At 47.0% G+C, this 25794-nt stretch carries 14 protein-coding genes and 1 pseudogene; 6 read left to right on the top strand and 9 right to left on the bottom strand.

All coding sequences use genetic code 11. The annotated features are described in order from the left end of the window. From QUB30_RS02850 to QUB30_RS02815, 8 genes are all read right to left on the bottom strand, one after another. Complete coding sequence (locus QUB30_RS02850; protein ID WP_333328767.1) at positions 1-1185, bottom strand: acyl-CoA dehydrogenase family protein; 1185 nt, start codon at positions 1183-1185, stop codon at positions 1-3. Positions 1186-1198: 13 nt separating this feature from the next. After that, positions 1199-1450 carry an acyl carrier protein gene (locus QUB30_RS02845; RefSeq protein WP_333328764.1) on the bottom strand — a complete coding sequence of 84 codons (252 nt, stop codon included), beginning with the start codon at positions 1448-1450 and terminating at the stop codon, positions 1199-1201. A 10-nt stretch (positions 1451-1460) separates the two neighbouring features. After that, positions 1461-2315, bottom strand: coding sequence for a 3-hydroxyacyl-CoA dehydrogenase NAD-binding domain-containing protein (locus QUB30_RS02840; RefSeq protein WP_333328761.1), 855 nt, complete (start codon positions 2313-2315; stop codon positions 1461-1463). A 36-nt stretch (positions 2316-2351) separates the two neighbouring features. Further along, positions 2352-5507: a beta-ketoacyl synthase N-terminal-like domain-containing protein gene (locus tag QUB30_RS02835; protein ID WP_333328758.1), complete on the bottom strand. Its 3156-nt coding sequence runs from the start codon at positions 5505-5507 to the stop codon at positions 2352-2354. Between the two features lie 14 nt (positions 5508-5521). Beyond that, positions 5522-6805, bottom strand: coding sequence for a class I SAM-dependent methyltransferase (locus QUB30_RS02830; protein WP_333328755.1), 1284 nt, complete (start codon positions 6803-6805; stop codon positions 5522-5524). A 144-nt stretch (positions 6806-6949) separates the two neighbouring features. Continuing rightward, entirely contained in the window at positions 6950-10189 is a 3240-nt protein-coding gene (locus QUB30_RS02825) for an amino acid adenylation domain-containing protein (protein ID WP_333328752.1), read from the bottom strand. Between the two features lie 316 nt (positions 10190-10505). Next, positions 10506-11591 carry a TauD/TfdA family dioxygenase gene (locus tag QUB30_RS02820; protein WP_333328749.1) on the bottom strand — a complete coding sequence of 362 codons (1086 nt, stop codon included), beginning with the start codon at positions 11589-11591 and terminating at the stop codon, positions 10506-10508. Beyond that, positions 11588-15184, bottom strand: coding sequence for a condensation domain-containing protein (locus QUB30_RS02815; RefSeq protein WP_333328746.1), 3597 nt, complete (start codon positions 15182-15184; stop codon positions 11588-11590). Before QUB30_RS02815 ends, QUB30_RS02820 begins: the two co-directional genes overlap by 4 nt. Positions 15185-15780: 596 nt before the next feature. On the opposite strand from QUB30_RS02815, the gene QUB30_RS02810 reads away from it, so the two are divergent. The 5 genes from QUB30_RS02810 to QUB30_RS02790 all read left to right on the top strand — a co-directional run bounded on the left by QUB30_RS02810 (position 15781) and on the right by QUB30_RS02790 (position 25250). Then, on the top strand, positions 15781-18735 hold the full coding sequence (locus QUB30_RS02810) for a TonB-dependent receptor domain-containing protein (protein ID WP_333328743.1): 2955 nt from the start codon (positions 15781-15783) through the stop codon (positions 18733-18735). A gap of 321 nt (positions 18736-19056) precedes the next feature. Continuing rightward, on the top strand, positions 19057-19914 hold the full coding sequence (locus QUB30_RS02805) for a TauD/TfdA family dioxygenase (protein WP_333328739.1): 858 nt from the start codon (positions 19057-19059) through the stop codon (positions 19912-19914). Between the two features lie 120 nt (positions 19915-20034). After that, complete coding sequence (locus QUB30_RS02800) at positions 20035-22236, top strand: acylase (protein ID WP_333328736.1); 2202 nt, start codon at positions 20035-20037, stop codon at positions 22234-22236. A 7-nt stretch (positions 22237-22243) separates the two neighbouring features. After that, the gene (locus QUB30_RS02795) at positions 22244-23404 is read left to right on the top strand and encodes a PepSY-associated TM helix domain-containing protein (protein WP_333328733.1); all 1161 of its coding nucleotides are present in this window, start codon (positions 22244-22246) and stop codon (positions 23402-23404) included. Positions 23405-23924: 520 nt separating this feature from the next. Next, on the top strand, positions 23925-25250 hold the full coding sequence (locus QUB30_RS02790; RefSeq protein ID WP_333328730.1) for an MFS transporter: 1326 nt from the start codon (positions 23925-23927) through the stop codon (positions 25248-25250). 128 nt (positions 25251-25378) lie between these two features. Here QUB30_RS02790 and QUB30_RS02785 read toward each other — a convergent pair. After that, positions 25379-25586, bottom strand: a pseudogene (locus QUB30_RS02785) (transposase); the annotation flags it as partial. Between the two features lie 33 nt (positions 25587-25619). Between QUB30_RS02785 and QUB30_RS33750 the strand changes: the two are divergent. Continuing rightward, on the top strand, positions 25620-25766 hold the full coding sequence (locus tag QUB30_RS33750) for a DUF433 domain-containing protein (RefSeq protein ID WP_445300462.1): 147 nt from the start codon (positions 25620-25622) through the stop codon (positions 25764-25766). Positions 25767-25794 lie beyond the last annotated feature (28 nt).

Here is a 25794-nt window from a genome sequence, read left to right as displayed (position 1 = left end):
TTATATTCTTGCCACTAAATTTTGCTGCGTAACGTTGCGTTCCGGTAATACTCCGTACTCTTGATAACCAGATTCGGCGATGGTAATTTGTTGAATTTGGGTACTGCCTTCAATAATTTCCATAATTTTTGCATCTCGGAAATACCGTTCCACAGGGTAGTCACTACTGCAACCGTTCCCGCCGTGAATCTGTACGGCATCGCTTGCTACTTTAACTGCCATTGTGGATGCAAAATATTTAGCAATTGAGGTTTCTGAAATCGATCGCGGATCGCCAATTTCTTGGAGATAGCCGGCTTGATAGCATAGCAATCTGGCTGCTTTCACGTTAACGATTGCATCGGAAATCATTTGTCTAATTATCTGGTGTTCTTTCAGATAAACGCCAAATTGCTGGCGTTGGCTGGTGTATTGAATGCACGCTTCTAAACAAGCTTGACCGATCCCTACACAGCCCCACGCTACGCTGTACCTGCCGCGATCTAGGGCCGAGGAAGCGACATGAGAGAAACCAAAACCCTGCCGGCAAACGAGATTTTCCTGGGGAATTTGGCAGTTATCTAGGTGAAGTTCTGCTAGCATGGAAGCTCTCGTTCCCAAGATTCCCACAATGGGTTTTATGGAGAGTCCCGGTCTATTTTTTTCAACCAAGAAAGCAGTAGATTTTCCTTCACACTGGGTGAAAACTAAGAATAAATCTGCTATTTGTCCGTAAGTAATCCATTTTTTTTTCCCATTTAATATGTAGAAATTGCCTGAAGGAGTTGCAGTTGTTTCTACACTTTTAGCATCGCTACCGGCGTTAGGTTCGCTCAGTGCAAAAGCTGCGATCGCTTCACCTGATGCTAACTTGGGAATCCAATGTTCTTTTTGATATTGACTTCCCCACTTACAAAGAACGTGAGCAACCATACTGTGAACTGTTAGCAAGCTCCGCAATGAAGAACACCCCCGCCCAATTTCTTCGTTAAGCAAGCCATAGGCGATCGCATCCATACCGCTTCCGCCGTTCTTTTCGGGTATTGCAGCACCCAAAAAGCCTCGCAGAGCTAGCTTTTTAATGAGCTGTGGGGGGGTATGCTCTTCGCGATCGCACTGGCTAGCATAAGGTATTATTTCCTCATTTACAAAAGCTCTGAATTCAGATTGAGCGTCTTTTTGTTTGGCGGTTAATTCGAGTTTCATTGCATTCCCTAACTCAATTGCTTGTAAGTACAGCAGTTTTGCGTTCGACTAGATTAACCAGAGCATTTACGGTATTGAAATTATCAATTTCCAAATCTTCATTTTCAATGGAAATTTTAAACTCTTGCTCCACAAATAAAACCAGTTGCATTGCAAACATTGAATTGACAAAGCCCAGACCAAAAATATCTTCATTGTCCTGCAGATCGTAATCTCCGACAACGCGCGCCAAGAATGCTTTGATTTTTTCTCGATTTTCTTTCATCTTAAACAACTCACTGATAAACGTAGAAACCTTGTTTGCTTTTCTGACCGTATAACCCCGCCTCTACCATCTGCTTTAACAGAGGACACGGCCTATATTTGCTATCTTTGAAGCTTTCATACAAAACTTCGATAGACAGTAGAATCGTATCTAGTCCGATCAAATCGGCCGTTTCTAGCGGCCCCATTTTGTGACCAAAGCAGGTTTTGAAAATTTTATCCACGTCAGACGCTGAAGCTACTCGCTCTTGCAATAAGAAAATCGCTTCATTAATTGTCAACATCAACACGCGGTTAGAAACAAATCCCGGTGAATCGTTGACAATAATACATTCTTTACCCATTTGGGCTAAAAAACTTTTGGCTATCTCAATTGTTGCGTCAGAGGTGTGATACCCGCGAATCACTTCTACCATTGACTTCATGGGCACTGGGTTCATAAAGTGCATCCCAATCACATTTTTATGTCGCTTGGTCGCTGAAGCAATGCGGGTAATGGGAATGGCAGATGTATTAGCTGCAAAAACAGTTCTCTCTGGGCAAATGGCATCTAACTGCGCGTACACCTCCTTTTTAATATCCCATTTTTCGGTGACATTTTCAACCACAAAGTCTGCACTATCTAGCAATTTGTAATTAGTGGAAAATGTAATTTTTTTTACGCTCTCGTCGGGACTGCCAGTCTTTTTTTCTTTGTTGAAAAGAGTTTGAAACCGGATATTCTTCTTGATTTCCTGTTCGGCACTTTCTAGAATCGCTTCCGAAATATCTACAAGAATTACCTGATAACCAGTTTGGGCGAGGTTTTGCGAAACCCCAATTCCCATAACCCCTGCTCCCACAACACCGACTACTTGAATGTTCATAATTGATGCTTTATCCTTTGCAATTTCAGATGAAGTTTACCTTTCTCCAACTAAGACAAGCTTTTTAGCTTCCTCTTCTGTTAATTCTTCTAACTCTGCTACAATTGCTTCTTCGATCGCTAAGGCGAATTCAGCAACAGTGGGTGCTGCAAATAGGTAGCGGAGAGAGAGTTCAATTTGAAATAATTTGCGAATCTGGGAAAGTAACTGAATACCGATTAGAGAATTTCCTCCCATTTCAAAAAAGTTGTCATGGATGCCGACTTGCCCAATTCCTAATAGTTCTTGGTAGATATCGGCAATTGTCAGCTCGATTTCTCTACTGGGAGCAATGTAGGCATTTCGGAGGTTGGGTCGAGCAAAGTTCTGAATTTTTGACTCGACAATTTTGGAATTTTCCTGTTGCTGTTCTGTGCCTGTTTCCGGAGAAGCTAATACTTGTTTTTGTGGCTCAATCCAGTAACGCTGTCGCTCAAATGGATAGGTGGGTAAAGGGACGCGATGCCGGCGTTCGGAAGCATAAAAACCTTGCCAATTTATCTGTACTCCCGCTAGCCAAAGTTGACCTACTGTATTGAGCAAAAATGCTACATCGGATTGCCGATCGCAGGAATTTCGCAGCGTTGGCAGCACAGTCCAATCTACGGTTAAATCGCTCGGCTTACATTGCACGGCCAAGCTGCTCAACGTTTGTCCGGGACCAACTTCTAACAGAATTAAATTCTGTTTTTTCCACAACTCTTGCACGCCATTTGCAAATAGCACCGGCTGGCATAAATGCTTGGCCCAATAACTCGGATCGGTGGCTTGACTAGCGGTAATCCAAGTTCCCGTAACGTTGGATAAATAGGGAATTTTGGGCGGCTGAAGATTGAAGGTTTTAACTAATTCGATAAATGGTAGCGCGATCGCATCCATCATCTGAGAATGAAAGGCGTGAGAAGTTGGAATCGGCCGGCAAGCCAAACCGCTTTCAGTTAACTGCCGTTCCAATTCATCCACAGCATCAGGAACACCCGCGATCGCACACAGGTACGGCCCGTTAACTGCTGACAAAGAAAGACCTTTTCCTAAAAGCGGTCGCACTTCCGCTTCTGAAAGCGGAACAGCAAGCATTTTCCCAGCCGGCAAACTTTGAATCATCAACGCTCTTTTGGCAACGAGAGCGATCGCATCTTCCAGAGAAAACACCCCCGCCAGACACGCGGCCACATATTCCCCGATGCTGTAGCCGATCGCCGCCCCAGGGCGAATTCCCCAGGAGATCAGCAACTGAGCCAAAGCGTACTCGATCGCGAAAATAGCCGGCTGAGTGAGAAAGGTTTGATTCAGTTTTTCCGCAGCAGGATCGGGCTGTTCTTGGCTGCGGCCGAGCATTTTTCGCAAGTCGAGGCCGGATTTAGAAGCTGCATTTGTCTCAGGCTGACTGGGATACAGCACCGATCGCAAATCCAGATCGAGGTAAGGTTGGAAGAGTTGGCAGCAGCGATCGAGTTGTTCTCGAAATACCGGCTCCACTTGGTAAAGTTCGCGAGCCATGTTGGGGTAATGAGTTCCCAGGCCCGGGAACATAAAGGCGACAGTGCGATCGCCCGTCTCGCGGTACAAAGTGAGAACTCGTTTCGGATCGGAAAGCGCGATCGCAGCATCTTGAATGTCTTTGCAAACAACCGCCCGCCGGTGGTCAAAAACTCGCCGGCCAACTTGCAGGGTGTAAGCAACATCCGCGAGATTGAGATCGGGATTTTGCTTGAGGCGATCGCTCAGATTTACTGCAGCCGCATCCAGTGCCGATTCCGTTTTGGCAGACAGTACCAACAACTGCCAAGGGCGAGAAGGCCCTGAAATTTCGACTGTTGGCGCTTCTTCCAAAATCGCGTGAGCGTTAGTACCGCCAAGGCCAAAAGAACTGACTCCCGCGCGACGCGGCGTGCCGTTTGCGGGCCATTCGGACAAAGCGGTATTGACGTAGAAAGGGCTGTTGGCCAAATCAATTTCCGGGTTGGGCTGCTGGAAGTGCAAGCTGGGCGGTATCAGCTTGTGTTTGAGAGCCAGAACAGTTTTGAGCAAGCCTGCGATCCCAGAAGCAACATCCAGATGGCCGATATTGGTCTTGACTGAACCGATCGCACAATGTGCAGGTGGCGCGATCGCAGTTTTTCTCTGAGTGCTAGCGCGAAACGCTTTTGTCAAGGCCTTAAATTCGATCGGATCGCCCAAAGCCGTTGCAGTTCCGTGAGTTTCTACATAAGTCACTGTTTCCGGCTCGATGTCGGCGATGGCAAAGGCTTCCGCGATTGCCTTTGCTTGCCCCTCCAAGCTGGGCGCTGTGTAACCAACTTTCCCAGAACCGTCATTATTTATAGCCGAACTTTTGATAACAGCATGAATGCAATCGCCATCGGCGATCGCCTCTTCTAACCGCTTCAAAACTACAATTCCTAAACCGCCCCCCGGTACAGTTCCTTTCGCCCCAGCATCAAAAGCACGGCATTGACCGTTAGGAGATAAAACCCCTCCTTCTTGATACAAATAGCCAGCTTTTTGCAAGGCATTGACCGTCACGCCTCCGGCTAAAGCCATATCGCACTGGTAACTTAACAAACTTTGGCAAGCTAAGTGAACGGCAACTAATGATGTCGAACAATTCGTTTGCACGCTAATGCTCGGGCCTCTTAAATTTAATTTATAAGAAGTGCGTGGAGCTAAATGATCTTTCTCGTTCCCAATCAGAGTTTGGTAATCAATAACAGTGCCTAGAAAGCCCCGATTTGAAGCTAAATTGAATAACAAATAGCTATTCCAACCTACACCCGCGTAAACCCCAATTTGACCTCGGTATCTTTCTGAATCATAGCCGGCATTTTCCAGGGCTGACCACGCCTCCTCCAAAAATAAGCGGTGTTGGGGGTCTGTAATCGCTGCTTCTCGGGGATTAAAACCGAAGAATGAAGCATCGAATAAATCCATGTCTTCTAATATAGCGCCAGCTTTGACGTGATTGGCACTATGAAACATAGTAGGGTCAATCCCTGAAGAAAGCAATTGTGCTTCACTAAGAACAGAGATTGACTCCACTCCCTCTCGCAGATTTTGCCAAAATTCATCCAGATTTTTGGCTTGAGGAAAGCGGCCGGCCATGCCAATAATCGCAATTCCTTCTATAGAGTTGTCTGTTTCTGAATTACTCATTAACCTTTCCCCTTTTATACTGCATGAATTGCCTTCAAATAAGGGAAGGCTGACGTAGTAAGTTTAAGCCGAAGTTTATTAACTTTCTGAAACTCAGTCTTTATGCCTTGCTGCTGAAAATTTATCCGCATCGATACTTCGCTGTCGAAGGAAGCGAGAAAATTTTTGACAGCAGTATCTAAGGAAGATTTGGGAAAATGGGAATTAGGCGAAAGTTTATATTGGCCATTGCTTCCCATCAAATAACTTTGCTGTGTGGTACTGTTTTTTTCAAATTTAGTGTCTAGAAACTCTTCACATATCTGCTGTTCCGATTTAATTGGGCGATCGCAGTCTTTGCGCTGGACGTAGAACCACAGCATCGGGGATCTTTCAAGCTGCAAAAGGTTTGACAATTGCCAGCGAGATAAATCGGGCAGCGAATCGTAGCGTTCTTGCAAGTCAGGTTCGCTAAATTCTGTATTCCAAGAAAAGGTATCATTCGCCATATCAAATATATTAATGCGAGGTGATACTAACTCTAAGCCACACTCGTTTGTTAATTCAGACAAAGATTCAACTGTATAGCTGTGTTCTACAGGTTGAATCAAAGTATCTGCTAACTTAGATTCCGAGCCATCTCTGTATTCATTTAAAAAACTCGTCATTAAACTTTTTGTAGAAAATCCCCCATTGACCAATTTAAGCGCCAGTGCTAGTTCCGACTCAAAATCCCCCAATGAATCCGTGCTTTTGCTAAAAATTCTCACAGCTTTTTGAAAGCTAGAGGTGATGATTCTGTGAAACCGATTGTAAACCATTAACTCCATAATTCCCTGCGGTTTCAGAGCAGTGACTAATTTAGCTAAAGTTTCTTGAGGATATGCGTTGTGGTGGATAACCCCCGTACAGATTATATAGTCAAACTGCTCTTTGTAAGTAATTTGATTGAGGCTTTCTTGTTTGAGCTGCAAGTTAGAGATTCCTAGCTCTTCAGCAGTCTGAGAGGTTATTTCTAGCGATTGAGCTGACAAGTCTGAACCTAATACAGTGGCATTGGGAAATTTCAATGCGGTGAAAACTGCTTGGTTAGTTCCGCATCCCGCTACCCAAATTTTCGGCTGCTTAGGAAGAGTGTTGTGCTGCCAGTTACCGAGGTCTTGATTGAGCATGATGGTTTCAAAATCTGGATCGGAGAGCCGATCGAGTTTTAAAGGCCGCCAAGGATAAGGAAACCTGCCGTAGAATTGAGCATTTAAGTCATCTACTGACTCTGTTGATGTTGCGAGAATTAGATTTTCATCATCTGTTTTAATCATGTCATCCTCAAGTTGGTAGTTGGGCTTGATAGCAGAAGTAGGAAGAGGGATTGATTGAGAGGATATTCAGAGCAGAAGCCGGGTTTCTTTGTAGATATCTAGTTGAGAGTCAGGGATTTTTCTAAGAAACCCGGTTTCTTTGCGTCACTTCTGCATTCGGAGTTGTTTTTGCCGATTGGCAACCGATTTTTGCTTGTCAACTCTGTCGCGAACAGACTGAAATTCAAGTTCTGGCTCTTGCTGCTCAGTTAAATGTTTTGCTAAGGAGTAGATGGTGGGGTATTCCAATAGCTCAATCAGTGATAAATCTGCCTTATTCAAAATTTCCCGGAGTTGACGGTGAACTTCGGCAAGCAGTAATGAATGACCGCCAATATCGAAAAAGTTGTCGTGAATGCTTACACTTTCTACTTGCAGCACCTCTTGCCAAACATTGGCGATCGCGCTTTCGACAGAGTTAGTAGGCAAAACCGGCGCAACTTCCGATCGCAGCGAGACGGCTTCCATTGCTAAAAGCGATCGCCGATCGACCTTACCGTTAGCAGTCAGCGGTAGCAGGGGTACTGTCAGGAAAACTGACGGGATCATGTATTCCGGCAATTTTTCTTTCAAAAATTCACTCAGTTCGCCGATCGCAGCCGGTGACTCCTGGTTTAAAACGATGTAGGCGGCTAAACGGCGATCGCTACCATCTTCTTGAACCAAAACTACAGCCTCCTGCACCCCTGAGTGTTCTAGGAGAACCGCTTCAATTTCCCCTAGTTCGATCCGGTAGCCGCGAATTTTCACCTGATCGTCTAGGCGGCCGAGGAATTCCAGAGTTCCGTCTGGCCGATAGCGTGCGCGATCGCCCGTTTTGTACAGTCGGCTTCCAGGCTCGTCGCTGAACGGATTCGCGATAAACTTTTCAGTGGTGAGATCAGGTCTGTTCAGATAGCCTCTTGCCACTCCTAAACCGCCGATATGCAGTTCGCCCGCAACACCGATGGGTACCGGTTGCAAGTGCCGATCGAGCACGTAAAGCTGAGTATTCGCGATCGGGCGACCGATCGGAATTGACCCTGAAAGCTTTTCGCCTCCTGGAACCTGATAAACGCAGCAGCCAACTACCGTTTCCGTTGGCCCGTATTCGTTCACCAGCAACGTATCGGGAGCATTTTCCTGCCAAAAAGCGACGCTGCTAGCCAGCAGATTTTCGCCACCGATAATGAAAGCGCGGGTCAAACCGGCGGCGGCTTGGGGTGGTATTTGCTGGGCCAGTAACTCCAAGTGCGCGGGGGTAATTTTGACTAAACTTAAGTTAGAACTGCGGCGCAAGGCAGTGCAAAGCGTCTCTATGCCTTGGTTTTCCGGTAGCAGTTCTACTCGACCTCCCACCAGCAACGGTGAAAACAAGCTGGTAACAGTTAGGTCAAATCCCAGCGGCGAGTGAACTAGCGTCCCCGTTCCTGCCTCGACTGCATAGGCTTGCGTACACCAAGTGAGATAATTTGTGAGTCCTTGGTGCAGAATCAACGTTCCCTTGGGCTTTCCAGTTGAGCCGGAAGTATAGATAGAGTAGGCGAGATTGTGAGAATTGGCTTCACAGGTTGGATTTTCTGTAGGTTCAGAGGCGATGATTTCCCAATCCGCATCCAGGCAAATTACTTGAATTTCGCTTGTTGCCAAATCAGCGGCTAAGTGCTGCTGAGTCAACAGTATCGGCACCTGAGAGTCTGTGAGAATGAAGGCTTGGCGATCGCGCGGTATGGTTGAATCAATGGGAACGTAAGCGCCGCCGGCTTTGAGAATGCCCAAAACTCCGACAAGCATTGAAAGCGATCGCGCTACGCAAATCCCCACCAATACCTCTGGCCCTACTCCCTGTTGCTGTAGGTAACGGGCGAGTTGATTTGCCTGGGCGTTGAGTTCAGCGTAGGTTAGTTGCTGGCTTTCAAACACAGCGGCGGTGCGATCGGGTGTCCGTTTTACTTGTTCTTCAAATAACTGGTGAACGCATTTATCAATTGTGCCAGCCGTTTTTGTATTGTTAAACTCAACTAGCAGTTGTTGGCGATCGCGATCGCTCAAAATTGCTAACTCGCTAATTGTCGCTTTCGGATTATTGGCAGCACTTGCTAACAAAGTTTGAAATTGCTCCGCCAAGTTGCGGATATCAGCTACTCGGAATAAGTTAGCATCATAGTGAAACTCGCAAATCAAAGCATCATCTTGACAAAGGCAAGAAAGTTTTACTTTGAATCTACTGATATAGGCGGAACGCTTAGCAATTGACCAGGATAAACCACCACCCGAATACTTGGGCAGCGGTGGCTCAAACTCGAAACAAAACGGAATGAAAGATTCAGTTGCGCCCTTGCCAGTTGCGGCTGTAATTTGTTCGGGCGTAAAATACTCCTGCCATTCATAATTAGTGCCAATTAATTCGCTAACCTGCTGTAAAAATTCGCTAAATTCTAAGCTATCTGACGGCTGGCAAGTTAGGGGTAAATATTTGGCGAATAGCCCCAAGGATGACTCTAAACCTTCATAGGTTCGACCGTCGCAATAAGTGCCGACGATCGCGTTTGATACTCCTGTCAGCCGACTGAGGAGAATCTGCCAGCAAGTTAGCAAGAATGTAGGAACAGAAGTATCAGAGTTTTGAGCGATCGCTTCAATTTTTGCTGTCAAGTCCTGCGGAATTTTAACCGCGAGTTTTTTTGGCGTAAATCCGCTTTTTCGATCTAACTCTTTTTCTCCTACTAGCTGACCGGCAAACAGGTCAGAAATCTCCAACTTATGCCAATAATGTTTTCCGGCTTTTGTATCCTCAGACTCAATTAAATCATTGAAAATTTCCGAGATATCAGCATATTGAATCTCTGCCTCAAATAAGCTATTTTTCTGCCCAATAGCAGCATAGGCTTCGCTAATTTTACGCACCAAGTTATCTAGCGTTAACGTATCCGCCCCGAGAGCAGACAAACTAACAATTAGCTGGTATTTTTCAAAAGCAAGCTCAATTAAAACTATCTGCAATAGCTGCCCTTCCTCATCAAAAGGCTGTTGACTTATCTCCTCAAAAATCTCCTCAATTTTAGCCTCTTGTTCTGGCGGACTTAGCTCGCTCAAAGAATATTGAGAAATTGATGGAATGGTGCGATCGCTTATTACTTGCAAAGGAAGATCCATTCCCGGCAAGCAGCGAAAAGTAGTCCGCAATATCTCATGGCGATGCCACACATTCTCCAAAGCTGCCTCGAAAATTTCCCTGTTAAGATTTCCCTGAATTTCCACAGCGCACTGAGCGCGATAAGGCAACTTAGACTCAACTTGTTGCAACAACCATAGATGTTTTTGTTGCGGTGAAAGTCGAAACCCTGTAATAATTTCTTTTTGCATATCTGCACCTCTGCACCTAAGTATTTCAATCAATAGTTATGTACGCTGAACCTTGAATTTTCTACTAAATCCGGCTTCAATACCCCCTTTATATCAAGTTCGATTAATTGCTTATAAGAACCGGCAGGGCGGGTTTATGAGATTGTCTGTTTTCGGCAATTATTATTAGTGAACCCGCCCCTACAGGAATTATATCTATTGAACCGAACCTGATATTATTCTTTAGTCAGCGTAGGCTGACTTTGTTTGTGTAGTTGCGGTTTTAACCGCCGAAAGACAAAGGGTATAGCTATCTTTTAGTCGGTTAAAACCGACTTTAGCTATGAGGCAGGGGTTTCAACCCCTGTCGGACTGTCGGACTATAGCTGTATGTTTCAGACATTCCTACCGCAATTTTGCGAGAACCAACAAAAGGCGATCGCCCGTGAGCTACTAACATATTATCTAGCATTAAAATATCCCCTTCCTGCCAGGGAAAAGTTACAGTTTCCTGCCGATATGCTTCGCGCACTTCGTCTAAAACAGAAAGCTCAATAGGAGAACCATCTCCGTAATAAGTATTGTTAGGAAGATCCGATTCTTTAAAGTCTGCCAGCAATGACTCTCGGAGTCCCGGCTCTAAAGTTGATATGTGAAAAAAAGCAGCGTGATTAAACCAAACTTTTTCACCCGTTTTAGGGTGCTTGAGAATAGCGTGGCGAACTTGTCTAGTCCTCAAGCAATTACCATCTTTCCATTCTACCTCAATGTCACGATTTTGACAATACTCTTCTACCTTTAATTTATCAGTTGTTTGAAAAACATCATGCCAATGCAGCCCCAAGCCACTGCCAAAATTGCGGACATACATCACCTGTTTTTGTGCGAAGATATCGACAATTTTAGGGTCAATGCGCTGTAATACTTTCCTGACATCAGCCAGTGGCGTTTCTCCTCCTGCAGTCGCACTTTTCAGGCAAAAAAAGAAAATTTTCATCGGCCATGCGTGTTGGTAGGAATTCTCATTGTGCAAGAAAATACTTTGCTCTGCCGGAAAATCTGTGGAAGTATAAATATTGCCCCTGACGCGACTGCGCGGCGAGGAACGTTCTCGATACTCCAACAATTCCCCGGAAACAGCCGTAATAAATTCTTCAAACTGGGTTACATCACTGACTTTAAAATTGCGAAAAAGTAGACCTCCCCATTTCCCTAACTCTGTTTCTATAAAATCCCGATTTTGCGTCGCCCAAACTACAAGATTTACTTCTTCTAAAGTCGGGCTGACTACTAGAGGTAGAAATTGGTGTGACTGAAGAAACTTAGCCTCAGCCAACTCTTCTGAAGAGGCGCTAATAGCTCGGCGCGATCGCAGCGGGGGCAGTTTACTCTTAAATTTATCAGATGCAAAAGTTTTCATCATACCAATTGTTCAATTGCTTTGCGCTTAACATTTTTAAACTTGAGAAGGCGAGCTTCTTTAAGTTCTTGTTCTTTAGCAATTTGCCACTGTTTGTCAGCAGTATTTAGCATTTCTTTGAGAACGCTCAGCTTCACCTCGGATTGAACCGCGATCGCATTCAGAAGCGTTTCAAAAAGCGACAGCATCCGCGCGATGCTAGCAGTTGCGAACAAATCCGTGCTGTACTCCATCCACCCAGTCAAACCGATCTCGCTATCGGTCAGATTTAGCAGCAAGTCATACTTGGCGGTTTGGCTGTCCACCTCGCAGACGGTCGCACTCACACCCGAAAGCGCCAAAGGCGGTAGCGGTGCTTGCAGCACCAGCTTGACCTGAAATAAGGGTGTACGGCTTAAAGTCCGTTCAGGGTTCAAAACCTCGACCAACTTGTCGAAAGGCAGATCCTGATGTGCGTAGGCTGCCAAGGTGCGATCGCGCACGCGGTGCAGTAACTCATCAAATGTGGGATTCCCAGATAAATTAGTACGCAATACCAATTGGTTGACAAAAAATCCAATCAGTTGCCGAGTCTCCGCTTGGTTGCGGTTAGCAATATCCGTGCCTACAGTAATGTCGTCTTGAGCGCTATACCAGTGCAGCAAAGTTGTAAAACTTGCTAGCAGCGTCATAAACAGCGATACTTCCTGCTGCTGCGATCGCACTTTCAGGGCATCCGTTAAAGATTTTGACAGTGAGAACGGCAGCCGCAAACCTTGGAACGTCTGAATAGCTGGGATCGCATTGTCTGTCGGCAGTTGCAGTACAGGCAGGTTGCTTAATTCTTGCTTCCAGTACGAGAGTTGAGACTCTAGCACTTCTCCCTGCAACCATTGGCGCTGCCAGATCCCAAAGTCAGCATACTGAACCGGCAAAGGGGTTAACGGGGAAGGCTGACCGCTGGAAAAGGCCCTGTAGAGTGCTGTCAGTTCTTGAATGAAGACTCCCATAGACCAGCCATCAGCGACAATGTGGTGCACTGTCAGCAGCACGGTGTATTCGGCTTCGGCTAGCTGTAGCAGCGTGACTCGCAGCAGCGGCCCTGCTGTCAAGTCGAAAGGTTGCTGAGCTTCTTGAGTGGCGAGGCGTTGCGCTTCCGCTTCCCGGCTGGTTTCTGGGAACGATCGCAAATCTATGACTGGCAGCGATAAAGTTAAAGTTGGGGAGATATCTTGCACCGGTTGACCCGACACAGCGCTAAAAGTTGTTCGCAAAGCGGCGTGTCGCTGCAAGATTTCGTTAAAGCTTTGGTTGAGTGCAGTTACATTCAGCGGCCCTTTGAGCTTTACAGCGACAGCAATATTGTAAAAAGGGTTTCCAGGCTGCAAGCTATTGAGAAACCACAGCCTTTGCTGGGCAAAGGATAGGGGCAATTCTGCTTGTCTGGGTGCAGGCAGCAGCGGCGGCACGCTAGGGGTAGCGGTAGCGAGGCGATCGCACAATTGTGCTGCTAAGTGAGACAGGCTGGAACTCTCGAAGAGTTCGGCTGCGGACACTGTTGTCGCGAGATCGGTTTCAATTCGGTTTTGTAATTCAAAGACTTTTAAGGAATCGAGTCCTAATGCGATTGCCGACTGCTGCGGATTTACCTGCGATCGGGGAACTCTTAGCACCTGAGCGATCTGCTGCTGGAGGTAAGATGTTAGCAGCGGTACTCTGTCAGTTGGCGGTGCTGCGATCGCCTGTTCGCGAGTTAGACGCACCTCGCTTTCAACTGTCTGAAAATCCTCTAAAATGCTGCTGCCAATGACTTTCAGATTGCCTGAGAGAAAATCGGCACGGCAAGCGCGGCGCTGAATCTTACCGCTGGAAGTTTTGGGAATAGTGCCGGCGGCGATCGTCACGACAGCATAAACTTGGATACCGTGGATTTGCGCGAGCGCACTTCTGATGGCTGCGGTGACTTCCTCCACATTCGGTTTCTGCCGAAATTCCACCTCTTGAACGACTACTAACTGTTCCTCATCTTCTACATCCACCGAAAATGCTGCACCGCCACCGGATCGCAGTGCCGGATGGCTGCGTTCTGCCGTTAGTTCAATGTCTTGAGGGTAAAGATTTCGACCTCTAATGATAATTAAATCCTTAGCCCTACCCGCGATAAAGAGTTCTCCATCTTGCAAGAAGCCTAAGTCGCCTGTTCGCAAAAACGGCCCTTCACCTGTGTCTGACAGATAGGCGCGAAATGTCCGTTCTGTTTCCTCGGTGCGATTCCAGTAACCGACACCCACACTCGGCCCTGATACCCAAATTTCGCCAACTTCGTCAGGTTGACAGCGGGTTAAGGTTTCAGGGTTCGCGATCGCAATTTTTTGGTCTGGCAAAGTTTGACCGCAACCTACTAATGTGCGGTCGTTCTCACTTTGTGTACTCGCGGCGATCGCGCGATCGCTCTCAAGTGCTTCTCCCTGAACTGTTTTGATGACCGGCGGTGCTGTGTGCAGACCCCCAGAAATCATCAAAGCTGCTTCTGCCATCCCGTAACAGGGATAGAATGCCTCCCAGCGGAAGCCACAGGGTGCAAAGGCTGCAGCAAAGCGCTCTAAGGTATCGCGCCGAATCGGTTCAGCACCGTTAAATGCAACCTTCCAACTGCTTAAATCGAGGGTTTCTCGCTGCTGCTGGCTAATTTTCTGAACGCACAATTCGTAAGCAAAGTTAGGGCCGCCGCTGGTCGTGGCTTGGTAGTGAGAAATAGCTTTCAGCCAGCGGTAGGGACTTTGTAGAAAAGATGCGGGGGGCATCATGATACAAGGGAAGCCGCCGTACAGGGGTTGGAGTACGCCGCCAATCAGTCCCATGTCGTGGTAAATCGGCAGCCACGAGACAAATTTGCTGGTGTGGGAATGTCCCATCAGGCGTTGGGTCATGCGGGCGTTGTGCAGCAAGTTGCGGTGGCTGAGCATTGCGCCTTTGGGGGTGCCTGTGGAACCCGATGTATATTGCAGAAATGCTAAGGTTTCTGCGTTAATTGAGGGTTTTTGCCAAGTGTCTTCGATTCCGGGGGGGATGGTATCGGTAGTGAGCCAGTGTATAGTTCCTATTTTGTCTGCCAGCAAGGATTGCACTTGGGGCAAAATTGCTGTTGTCGTGAGGGCGATCGCGGCTTGGGAATCGGTTGCAACTGATACCGCCGTCTGAAGTCGGGCTGCGTGGCGCTGATTGCGGGGCGGGTAAGCCGGGACTGCGATCGCCCCAGCGTACAAGCATCCGAAAAAAGCCGCAATATAGTCTAGTCCTGGCGGATAAAGCAATAAGGCGCGTTCGCCGCTAGCACCTAAAGCTTGAAGTTGAGCTGCGATCGCTCGGCTGCGACGATCTAATTCGCTGTAAGTCAGGCGATCGCTTTCTGTTTCTCCGTCTTCCAGAAAGGTAAAAGCTAGTTGGTCAGGCTGGTGCAGACACCTGTAGCGCAACAAGTCTACACCTGTCGAACTGTTACTAGAGATTTCTCGAAAGTCCTTGAAAAGTTGAGCCATTCTACTTTTTGCACTCATTGCAACCCGAAAATCTTGAGTTTTGCGATCGCAAAGCCGATGACCGCGATCTTCTCTCAAAAGGTGATTCTTTAGCTACTGCTAGAACTTATTGACATTAGTTCTTGATTAGCTTCCACACTGTAAGTCTAAAATATCGATTTTGCAAGTAGTAATTGATAATTATTTTTGAAGTAATTCCTCAACAGTCATAAGTTAGCTGGCAGTACCCAAAGCGGAACGATCCAGTCAATCGGCCAATTTTAGGGTGTTGGCAGCTTGGAGTGAGGCGCGCAAACGGCAGTGCGCCCAATCTCGCCAGCACAGACCAGCGTGCAGCTTGATAAAACTTGATAAAAATTAGCAATAAACAAATTTGACTTATTGCTTGACATTAGCAGCACCCTTATTTTATTTTGATGAGGCTACTGCAAATGATTAGTGATAAATCCCTGGGTTGTTGACCGCGATCCGAGTGTATCGCCGCTCGTGTCAAGAAACTGGATTCAAACTGCGACCACAGATAGCTGCGCCTGTTACTGACAGGCTTAGTTTTTTTCGTGTTTGCTTGGGTAGGTTTTCAGCAGAGCACAAGTCGGGAGTGCAGCTCAATCGGTGCATTCACTCTTACAGATGGTGTAGCAGCTCAAGTTTTTAAGTGTGTGGTGTGAATGAAAATGAAACTGCGTGTACCTTTTTTATGTGTTGCACTGCTGAGCGTTGGTATCATGCCAGTAGCAGCGGCAGGGCCAAGAAGTTTCTCTGACAGCGCTAACTCCGACTCTGCTGAAGCTGCGCCCGCGATCGCCCCCGATCCGAGTTCAGTAAATCCCTCAACAGCCGACGATCGCACTCAATGGTGGGCGATCGCTTCCGTCATCCCGTCCCAAAAACCGATCGCAGAAAAGCCCTCATCTGAAAGCGAGGAGTTAGAAGTCAAGCTACCTGTAGAAAACCGATCCCAAAAACTCAATTCCGACTTGACAGTTGCTTCAGAAGACAATAGAAATATCCAAAAAAGCTCCTCAAAAGCAGGCAGGATGCCCGATCCACAAGGTTTATTGGAGATATCTCATAGCGATCGGGCTTCTCCTAATCCTGATATTGAACCAATAGCAGACATACCAAAACTCAACGACATCGATCGTCCTAGCACCAGTGTTGAGGGATTACTTCAGCAATCGCCGTCAAGTTTTATTGTTTCTGATGCTGTGCGAATCTCTCAATCAGTCGTACAAGTAACAGGTGTAAGGCTTAACCCTACTGGGGCTGGTTTGGAAGTCATCTTAGAAACTGAAGCGGGTCAATTGCTGCAAGCTGTTACCAGAACAGAAGGCAAAAGTGCGATCGCCGACATCGAAAATGCTCAACTAGCTTTACCGTCGGGTGGGGAATTTCGCGCTCAAAATCCCAATCGAGGAATTGCTGAGGTGACAGTAACTCAGCTTGAAGGTTCGCGCATCCGAGTCACCGTTACCGGAGAGAAAGCAGCACCGCCCGCGCAAGTAGTGAAAAGCGATCGCGGTTTAGTTCTGGGCGTGACTCCTGAAAATTCTGACCAAATTGAAATCGTCGTTACCGCCACGCGCACCGAAGAACTTATACAAAATATACCGCGCTCGGTGACAGTAGTTACCCGTGCTGAGGTTGAGGAGCAAACTCCCGTGTCGCGAAACCTGCAAGATATTATCGGTCGGGAGGTTCCAGGCTTAGGGGCTTCGACTCAATCGAGAAATCAATTTGGGCAAAACTTGCGCGGTCGCAATATTTCTGTCTTAATTGACGGCGTACCCCTGACCACAAATACTCAACCCCGGGGGCTGCAAACTCTTGCTCCCAATGCGATCGAGCGAATTGAGGTTGTTCGCGGCCCCAATGCGATCTACGGAAGTCAGGCCACAGGCGGGACGATCAACATCATTACCCGCAGGCCGAGCGAAAATCGGCTGGAGCAACAGTCAGAAGTAGGTCTGACTGCTGCAGGCGGCAACCGACGTTTCCTAGAAAGTGGCAGTTTTGGCAACTACATCGCGCATTCCCTATCGGGTACAGAGGGCGCTTACAACTACGCCTTTTCCTTCTCGCGAGAAAGCACCGGCACTTTTTATGATGCTGAAGGCGATCGCATTTTTAACGATCGGCCCTTAGATCAAAGCGTTACCTTCAATGTATTAGCTAAGGCAGGAGTAAACCTAGATTCTAAACAGCGCTTACAGCTAACATTCAATCACTACCTTTCTAGCCAAGTCGGCAACCAGTATATCAACGATTTGAGCGTCAACAGCCGCCCCGCCGGAACCGAAAAAGCCCGCGCTTTGAAAGTAGGAGAACTGGAATTTATTGACTCTACCCCCCCAAGAGATCAAAATACTCTGCTTAACTTCACCTACACCAACGATCGGATTTTTGGCAGCAGTCTTCAGGCTCAAGCTTACTATCGGTACAATACTCTAAATTTTTTCCCAGGAGATTTTCGAGAGGCTTTTTTTGAAAATATTACTTTTGGACAAGTAGAACATCAAAATTGGGGCGGTCGCTTGCAAATTGAAACTCCTATATTTACAGCAGCTAATTTACTGTGGGGAGTTGATTATGACAGAGAGTACAACACTGTCGTGCAAGATATTTTCGATCCTGTGGCTTTCGACGAAAGCGGCGGTCGAGTTTACCGTAAAATTAACGAGCGCGTTGAAATCCCGGGTTATGACCTCAACCAGCTAGGTTTGTTTGCTCAGGTGAAATGGGATATTAGCGATAACTTTTTAGTCACTGGCGGATTGCGCCACCAGCGGGTCGGTTTCAGTGTTGACGACTACACTACCTTCCCAGGCAATGCAGATATTGAAGGTGGAGAGTTGAACTTTAATAGCACCGTATTTAATGCCGGTGCTGTCTATAAAATTACAGACACATTTAATGTGTTTGGTAACTTTGCTCAAGGTTTTAGCATACCCGATTTTGGAAATCTCCTGCGCCGTCCGCCAGAAGGATTTTCGATTGGGGGCGATTTTCAACAATTAGAAGCGGTAAGAGTTGACAACTACGAAATTGGGGTGCGCGGCAACTGGGAACAAGTACAAGCGTCTATTTCTGGTTTTTACAATACCTCCGAATTGGGTGAAAGTTTTGTATTAGACAATCGCGGTTTTCCCATAGGAATTAACCGCGCGCCACAGCGGATATACGGTGTTGAGGGGACTCTAGACTGGCAGCCGGGAGGGGGATGGCAATTCGGCGGCACTGCAACTTGGCAAGAAGGTGAAAATGATGTCAATCAAGATGGAGACTATTTGCCTCTCAATAGCAGCATTATCTCACCGCTGAAGCTGACGACTTATATTGAACACCAAACTACCCCAGGCTGGCGCAACCGACTGCAACTGGTTTATATCGGGAATCGCGATCGGGCTTTTGATGACGGAGTTGACCCTGTGGACATCGATAACTATTTGGTGGTGGACTATATCGGCAGTGTTAAGGTTGGACCGGGCACGTTAAATATTGGCATCGAAAACTTGTTGGACACCCAATATTTTGCAGTCCAGCTTCAACGTTCCGGCGGTTTTGATAATTCCGAAAGATTTGCGTCTAGGGGTCGCAGCCTTAGCCTCCGCTACGTTCTCAATTGGTAACGGCGGCCTAGAAACCGGGTTTGACGGAATAAAATACTTCTTTGCACCCGCAAATTTAGTAAAAAACCCGGTTTCCTTGGTATTGCGAAAAGACACGTGATATCATGTCCGGTCGATTACCGGAAATCAGGTAGGGGCGGGTTCACCAACAATATCTGCCAACAATCTCCAATCTCAAAAACCCCCCGGCCGGGATATTATGGTCAATCGCTCGGACATGATATGACCGCACACAAATTCAGTAAAAAATAGGTTTCTTTGGTATTGCGAAAATACTTTAAAGTAACTGACAGTAATTTCAGAAAAAAGGTATTAATTCAAATGAATTCACTGGGAACAGATACAGGAAAAATCGTTGAGAGTGGCGACAGTTGCTCAGATATTTTTCAACTTTCAATAACAGAAATTAGGGAACTGTTTAAATCATGCGGTCTAATTCTTTTTCGAGGATTTGCCGTTCACCAGCAACAGTTTAAAAAATTTGCCGAACAATTTAGCTCTAAATTCGTTCGCGATGATGTCAAAATTCGGGCCGATTCGAGCGACGGAGCCATCCATCTTGTAAACGAAGGAATGGGATATATCGCTCCTCATGCTGAAGGGGCAACTACTCCTTTACGACCCGATGCCGTTTGGTTTTGTTGTGATGTGCCGGCCGCCGATGGTGGCGAAACTTTATTTTGGGACGGCGTACAAGTCTGGTCAGAATTAAGTGAAGAATTAAAGCAGTTGTTTTTGACTCAAAAAAACAAGTTTGTTCACAATATACCTGTTGCTAACTGGAAGCATTTTTTAGGAGAAAATGCTACGCTAGCTGATGTCAAAAAAGCGCTGAACAGTTTTGAAGGTGTCCAATACACAATCAATGACGACCAGTCTGTGACTCTAGCTTATGTTTGTTCTGCTGTCGTTAAAACAAAGTACGGTAATGACGACTCTTTTGCTAACGGTATTATCAACGAACAAAGAACTAGAAAAGTAATTTTTGAAGATGATTCCCCGATTCCCGATGCAGCCATCGATGAAATCAAGGAAGTTATGGATAGACTGACAGTTGCAATTTCGTGGCAACCGGGTGATTTAGTGATGATTGACAATTCAAGATTTTTGCACGGCAGACAGGCTTTTACCGACAGTCGGCGCAAGATTTTATTTGCCAACAGTATGCTGAATTTTTGAGTTTCACTTTTTTTCAAAAATGGCTAGGTAAAAATGTTTTTCAATGTCTCAAAATCAGCTATTTTTATTAAAAGTAGATCCTCCCTACTTTTACCGTTTATTCTCGGCCTGATCCTTGTCTTGTTCGCAAGTCAATATAGTTTTGCCGCCGCTCCGACTCGTGCTGAAATTCTCTGGGACACTTATGGAATTCCTCATGTTTATGCCAAAGATACCAAAAGCCTTTTCCGCGCCTTTGGTTGGGCACAGATGCAAAGTCACGGCAACCTGATTTTGCGCCTCTACGGACAGGCGAGAGGCAAAGCAGCAGAATACTGGGGAGAAAAATATTTAGAATCAGATCGGTGGGTACGAACTATGGGAATTCCTATTCGCGCTCGCTCTTGGTACGATGCACAAAATCCAACTTTTCGCAGCTATCTCGATGCTTTTGCTGCTGGAATTAATAGTTATGCCGCAGAACATGGCGATGCGATCGACAATGAAGTTAAAGCCGTGCTGCCAATTGATGGGGTAGACTTGCTGGCTCACACTCAGCGGGTGCTGAACTTCACGTTTGTGGTTAATCCTCAGCAAGTCAAGGGCGTTACATCAAATCCGGTAGCATCGGAATTAATATTACCCACAGCCAGGACACAGCAGTGCCGTGTCCCTACAATTAATCCGGGTAGGGACACGGCACTGCCGTGTCCTCTAGATAATTCCGGTGCAACCGAAAACGATATTAATGATAGTTCTCTCGGATCTAACGGCTGGGCGATCGCACCTTCCCATTCTGCCAGTGGCAACGCGATGCTGCTGGCTAATCCGCACCTCCCGTGGTCAGACTTATTTCTCTGGTTTGAATCACAGCTAACAGCACCGGGCATCAATGCTTATGGGGCTTCGTTGGTTGGCATCCCGGTACTGACAATTGCCTTCAATGACTCCCTCGGCTGGACTCACACGGTGAACCGGCATGATGGCTGGGATACTTACGAACTGACGCTGGCAGATGGTGGCTACCGCTTAGACGGTAAAATTCAAGCCTTTGAAACAGAACAACAAATCGTTGAAGTCAAGCAGGATGGCGGTTCTCGGCGCTCGGAACCCTTGACGGTGCGAAGTTCTATTTACGGGCCGGTTGTTGCCCAGAAAGAGGGTAAGGCTGTGGCGCTGCGCGTTGTTGGCCTCGATCGACCCTTAGCACTCGAGCAGTGGTGGAATATGGCGCGATCGCACAATTTAACTCAATTTGAGGCGGCGATCGCACCTTTGCAGATTCCCATGTTCACGGTGCTGTACGCAGATCGAGACGGACACATTATGCACCTGTTCAACGGTCAAGTTCCAAAACGGTCTGGCGGAGACTTTAAATACTGGCAGGGCACGATCCCTGGCGACACGTCGAGTACGCTGTGGACGAAAATTCATCCCTATCAAGATTTGCCGCGCGCGATCGATCCCCCTAGCGGCTGGTTGCAAAATGCGAACGATCCGCCTTGGACAACCACATTTCCGCAGGCGATCGATCCCGATGATTACCCACCCTATATGTCGTCTCGCGGCCCGATGTCTTTTCGAGCTCAGCGTTCTGCCAGGATGCTGATGGCAGATCAAAAAATCTCGTTTGAAGAAATGATTGAGTACAAACACTCAACACGCATGGAATTAGCCGATCGCTTGCTTGACGATCTGATCGCGGCTACCCAGCAGCAGGAAAATAAATTAGCCCGCCGTGCCGCTGACGTGCTGGCTGTCTGGGATCGCAAGGCGGACGCGGATAGTCGCGGCGCGGTACTTTTTGCTGCTTGGGTTCAAGAGATGGGTTCCCCTATCTCGTTTGCTACTCCTTGGAATGAAGACTTGCCAATGACTACGCCCGACGGTTTGGCAGATCCCGCTGCTGCTGCGGGGGCCCTTGCTGCTGCTGCCACCAAGGTAGAAGCTGCTTATGGAGCCCTGGACGTGCCTTGGGGAGATGTTTTCCGGTTGCGCTACGGCGCTGCGGATTTGCCCGCAAGTGGAGGGCCTAACAACTTGGGTATTTTTCGGGAACTCAGTTTTGCTCCCACCCAAGATAATCGGTTTCGAGCTGTTGAAGGCGATAGTTACGTGGCGGCGGTCGAGTTTTCCAATCCAGTACGGGCAATGGTACTCACCAGCTACGGCAACTCGACGATGCTTGGTTCACCGCAAGGTGGCGATCAGTTGCAGCTATTGGCGAGTCAACGTTTGCGACCGGTTTGGCGATCGCGCACAGAAATTGAATCTCACTTAGCAAAACGCGAGGTGTTTTCTGGGCCGGATCGAGCCGTTCAAAGTATCAATAATGCACCGTGAGGTACTTATGAAATTGCGCCCGATCGCATTAGTTTTGCACCGCTATGTAGGTGCGATGGTGGGAATCCTGCTGGCGATCGTCAGCTTAACTGGCAGTTCATTGGTTTTCTGGAAAGAGATCGACGTTTTCCTCAATCCCCAGATGTTCCGAGTTATCCCGCAGGGCGATCGGGTATCTGTACAGTTTGCGATCGATACAATCCGCTCAGCTTATCCCCATTGGCAGCTTAATTTCCTCGAGCTACCTCGCGCGTTAGATAGTGTCTATACAGCGAGAATGCTGTTAAACAGCGGCGACTTTGCCTACGTCTATCTCAACCCTTACACGGGAGAAGTTCTGGGTTTTCAGCAGTGGGGCCGGACTGTTATGAGTTTCATTTATAACTTCCATGTCAGCCTTCTGGGAGGCAAATTTGGCGAAACACTTGTTGGTATCTGCGGACTGCTGTTGCTGCTGCTGAGTGTAACTGGAATCATTTTGTGGCCTGGTTGGAAAAAGCTGGTAGCCGGCTTCGCAATCCGGTGGCGTTCTGCGCCTCAGCTAATCAACTACGATCTTCACAAAGTCGGGGGGATTTTATCTTGTGTCTTTCTGATTGCGATCGCCTCCACCGGCACAGCCATGATTTTTCACACCCAGTTTAAGGGCGTGATTTACTCGCTCGCCGGCACGCCAAAAACCCCCGAGTTAACATCAACTATGCTGGCAAATTTGCCACCAGTTACAGCAGATATTATTTTAAAAAAAGCGGACTTGGCGTTACCCGGAAAAACCATTTACATTACCTTTCCCAGCAAACCGCAGGGGACATTCGCAGTGCGTAAAAAACTGGTCGGAGAGATCCATCCGAACGGTAGCAGCAACGTCTATCTCGATCGGTACAGCGGAGAAGTTTTGCGGGTAGAAAATGGTTTTACAGCCCCTGTGGCCTCCCAGATTATAAATTTGTTGTTCCCGGTACATATCGGTGCTTTCGGCGGGTTGACAACACGCATCCTCTACGTTTTCATCGGGTTGACGCCGACATTGCTATCAATCACTGGTCTCGTGCTCTGGCGCAGGCGACAGTGGAGATTAGCTCAGCGGCGCGAAGCAAGCCGACAAATTACCGCGATCGTAGCTGAACCTCAAAAATTTTCTCCGATCGCAGAATGGCCTTGGTTTTGAGAAGAGTTTCTGAGGATTAAAGTGAAAAGTATAATTTTCACATGACTTAAGCTGTTGCGGCATTTAAATTGTCTGTCAAAAAAAATCAAAGTCTTGTGGGGTGGGCGTCCCGCCCGCCCTGAACAGACAATTTAAATGCGCGACAGCTTACGCAAAGAAACCGGGTTTCTTAGAAAAATTGTTAGTGTCTCAACTAAAAATCTACGAAAAACCAGAGTTTCTAGCCTAGACCTGCGTAAGTCATATTTCAGTTCGCAGTTACTATTTTTATACCGAATAAATAGTAGCTCTGTGAAACAAAGTGAAACCAAACATCAGAACTGTAACAGTTTTTTCATTAATTACCAATTACCAAGCACAAAATTTATTTGGCTCAATATAAGGATCGCGAATTAAATAATTTACACTCTTGAAAGTGGGGTGGGCGTCCCGCCCGCCCTTTCTGGACGGGCGGGACGCCCATCCCACAAGAACATCACGCATTGTAAGTTATTTAATTCTCATTCCTAACTAAAAAATAATGTTCCAAAAATTTCGTTCAAATAGCCTCCGAACTTTCCTGCTGATCTGGAGCGGTCAAACAGTTTCTCTAATTGGCTCTAGCATGACCGGCTTCGCTTTCACTATTTGGGTATGGGAACTCACGGGTCAGGCAACAGCATTAGCCTTATTTGGTTTCTTTGCACAAATGCCACAATTATTGACTGCTCCCTTTATGGGGGTAATTGTAGATCGCTGGAATCGTAAATTATTGATGGCAGTTGGTGACACGGTGGCTGGTCTATTAACTATTACTATCTTACTGCTTTATCTAGGGAGCAATCTGCAAGTATGGCATTTATATCTGGCTGTAGCTGTCAACGGTATTTTTCAGCAACTCCAAGAGCTTGCCTACAAAGCATCGATATCAATGATAGTGCCAGAGTCGCAGTACAGTCGCGCTAGTAGTATGGGATCTCTAGCAATTTATAGTTCTAAGATTGTTGCACCGGCGCTGGCTGGTACTCTCTACTATGTAATGGGTTTGAGAGGGATTTTGATTGTTGATATCGCTACTTTTGCGATCGCGATCGGCACGTTACTGCTCGCACACATTCCGCAACCCACCCTCACAGAAACGCCCCCTTTTAGTTTCAAAAATATCCAACAGGAAATCGGTTTTGGCTTCCGCTACATTGCCGCGCACCCAAGTCTGCTGGCGCTGTTAGTATTAACATCGCTGTTCTGGCTAGTTCACGATTTGAGCGCTACACTGCGATCGCCGATGATTTTGGCACGTACTGGCAACGATGCCAGAATATTGGGTCTGGCCGTCTCGGCTGCCGGCTTGGGCGGTATTGTTGGGGCGTTAGCTGTGAGTGCTTGGGGCGGCCCTAAGCGCCGGATACACGGCTTTTTGCTCGGTATGGCAGGTGCGGGCTTGAGCAAAACTGTGTTTGGCTTAGGAGTAACGCCGTTGGTTTGGACTTTGGCTCAGTTTTGTTCGTCTCTCAATTTCCCGCTGCTAGGCAGTTCTGCTGACGTTATCTGGCTTGTTAAGGTTAAACCGGAGGTGCAAGGGCGGGTTTTTGCCACTCGTTCTGTAAGCTTACTGGTTGCTTCAACTTTTGGTTACTTAATCGCAGGCCCGTTGGTCGATCGTGTTTTTGAGCCGGCGATGATGCCAAAAGGCAGTCTTGCACCTGTTTTTGGCTGGCTGTTCGGGACTGGGACTGGGGCCGGTATCGCGCTGCTTTACGCTAGCTGCGGACTCTGTATGTTCATACTTGGCTTAGGCGGGTATGCCTTCCGGGTGTTGCGCGATGTTGAGGATATTGGGAGCGATCTCATATCGAAGTTCGATTGATTAATCATCTCGGTCTTCTGTATTTAACTAGGGCTTGCTGAATAAGTAAAGGAAGCTCAAAAATAGCTCGATCGCTAATTCCAGCAAGCCGATAATTTAAGTTTTTCTGGTCGTTCTGATGCCCGAATCTAATTTTTTATTGTCGCCGCATTGGAGCAAGTTGTTATTGATGCAAATTGACAAAAAAAACCACAATAACCTTCTCAATTCTGGGATAAGGTTTATGATTAAAAAAGCGATTCCTTCTTCGGTTGGGGAAGTATTATCAAGTTTTGCCATCACTCTATCGAGACCAAATCTTCCCTTCGCTTACCCGAATTTTCCTTCGATTGTCTCGCTTTTAGGATTCCTATATCAATCGACTAACATATCTGCTTTGGTAAACTATGTATTCGCGATCGTCGCATCGGGGGTTTTTTGATTGTTGCCTTTGTCGCTAGCCGAATCAGATTGGAAGAACTGCTGGATAAATATCCTGGAATTGAATCAGAAGACATTTCTGCTTGTTGCTTGTGAAAGACATTGGAATGACAGTTGTCAATGT

The organism is Microcoleus sp. BROC3, assembly GCF_036702515.1.
Lineage (GTDB): Bacteria > Cyanobacteriota > Cyanobacteriia > Cyanobacteriales > Microcoleaceae > Microcoleus.
Note: the sequence above shows the minus strand (reverse complement) of the source record. Positions and strands in the feature narration are given on the sequence as shown.

Coding starts and splice junctions, on each gene's coding strand:
- QUB30_RS02820 (WP_333328749.1), bottom strand. CDS start 11,591: ATGATGAAAACTTTTGCATCTGATAAATTTAAGAGTAAACTGCCCCCG.
- QUB30_RS02810 (WP_333328743.1), top strand. CDS start 15,781: ATGAAACTGCGTGTACCTTTTTTATGTGTTGCACTGCTGAGCGTTGGT.
- QUB30_RS02825 (WP_333328752.1), bottom strand. CDS start 10,189: ATGCAAAAAGAAATTATTACAGGGTTTCGACTTTCACCGCAACAAAAA.
- QUB30_RS02830 (WP_333328755.1), bottom strand. CDS start 6,805: ATGATTAAAACAGATGATGAAAATCTAATTCTCGCAACATCAACAGAG.
- QUB30_RS02835 (WP_333328758.1), bottom strand. CDS start 5,507: ATGAGTAATTCAGAAACAGACAACTCTATAGAAGGAATTGCGATTATT.
- QUB30_RS02850 (WP_333328767.1), bottom strand. CDS start 1,185: ATGAAACTCGAATTAACCGCCAAACAAAAAGACGCTCAATCTGAATTC.
- QUB30_RS02805 (WP_333328739.1), top strand. CDS start 19,057: ATGAATTCACTGGGAACAGATACAGGAAAAATCGTTGAGAGTGGCGAC.
- QUB30_RS02790 (WP_333328730.1), top strand. CDS start 23,925: ATGTTCCAAAAATTTCGTTCAAATAGCCTCCGAACTTTCCTGCTGATC.
- QUB30_RS02845 (WP_333328764.1), bottom strand. CDS start 1,450: ATGAAAGAAAATCGAGAAAAAATCAAAGCATTCTTGGCGCGCGTTGTC.
- QUB30_RS02840 (WP_333328761.1), bottom strand. CDS start 2,315: ATGAACATTCAAGTAGTCGGTGTTGTGGGAGCAGGGGTTATGGGAATT.
- QUB30_RS02795 (WP_333328733.1), top strand. CDS start 22,244: ATGAAATTGCGCCCGATCGCATTAGTTTTGCACCGCTATGTAGGTGCG.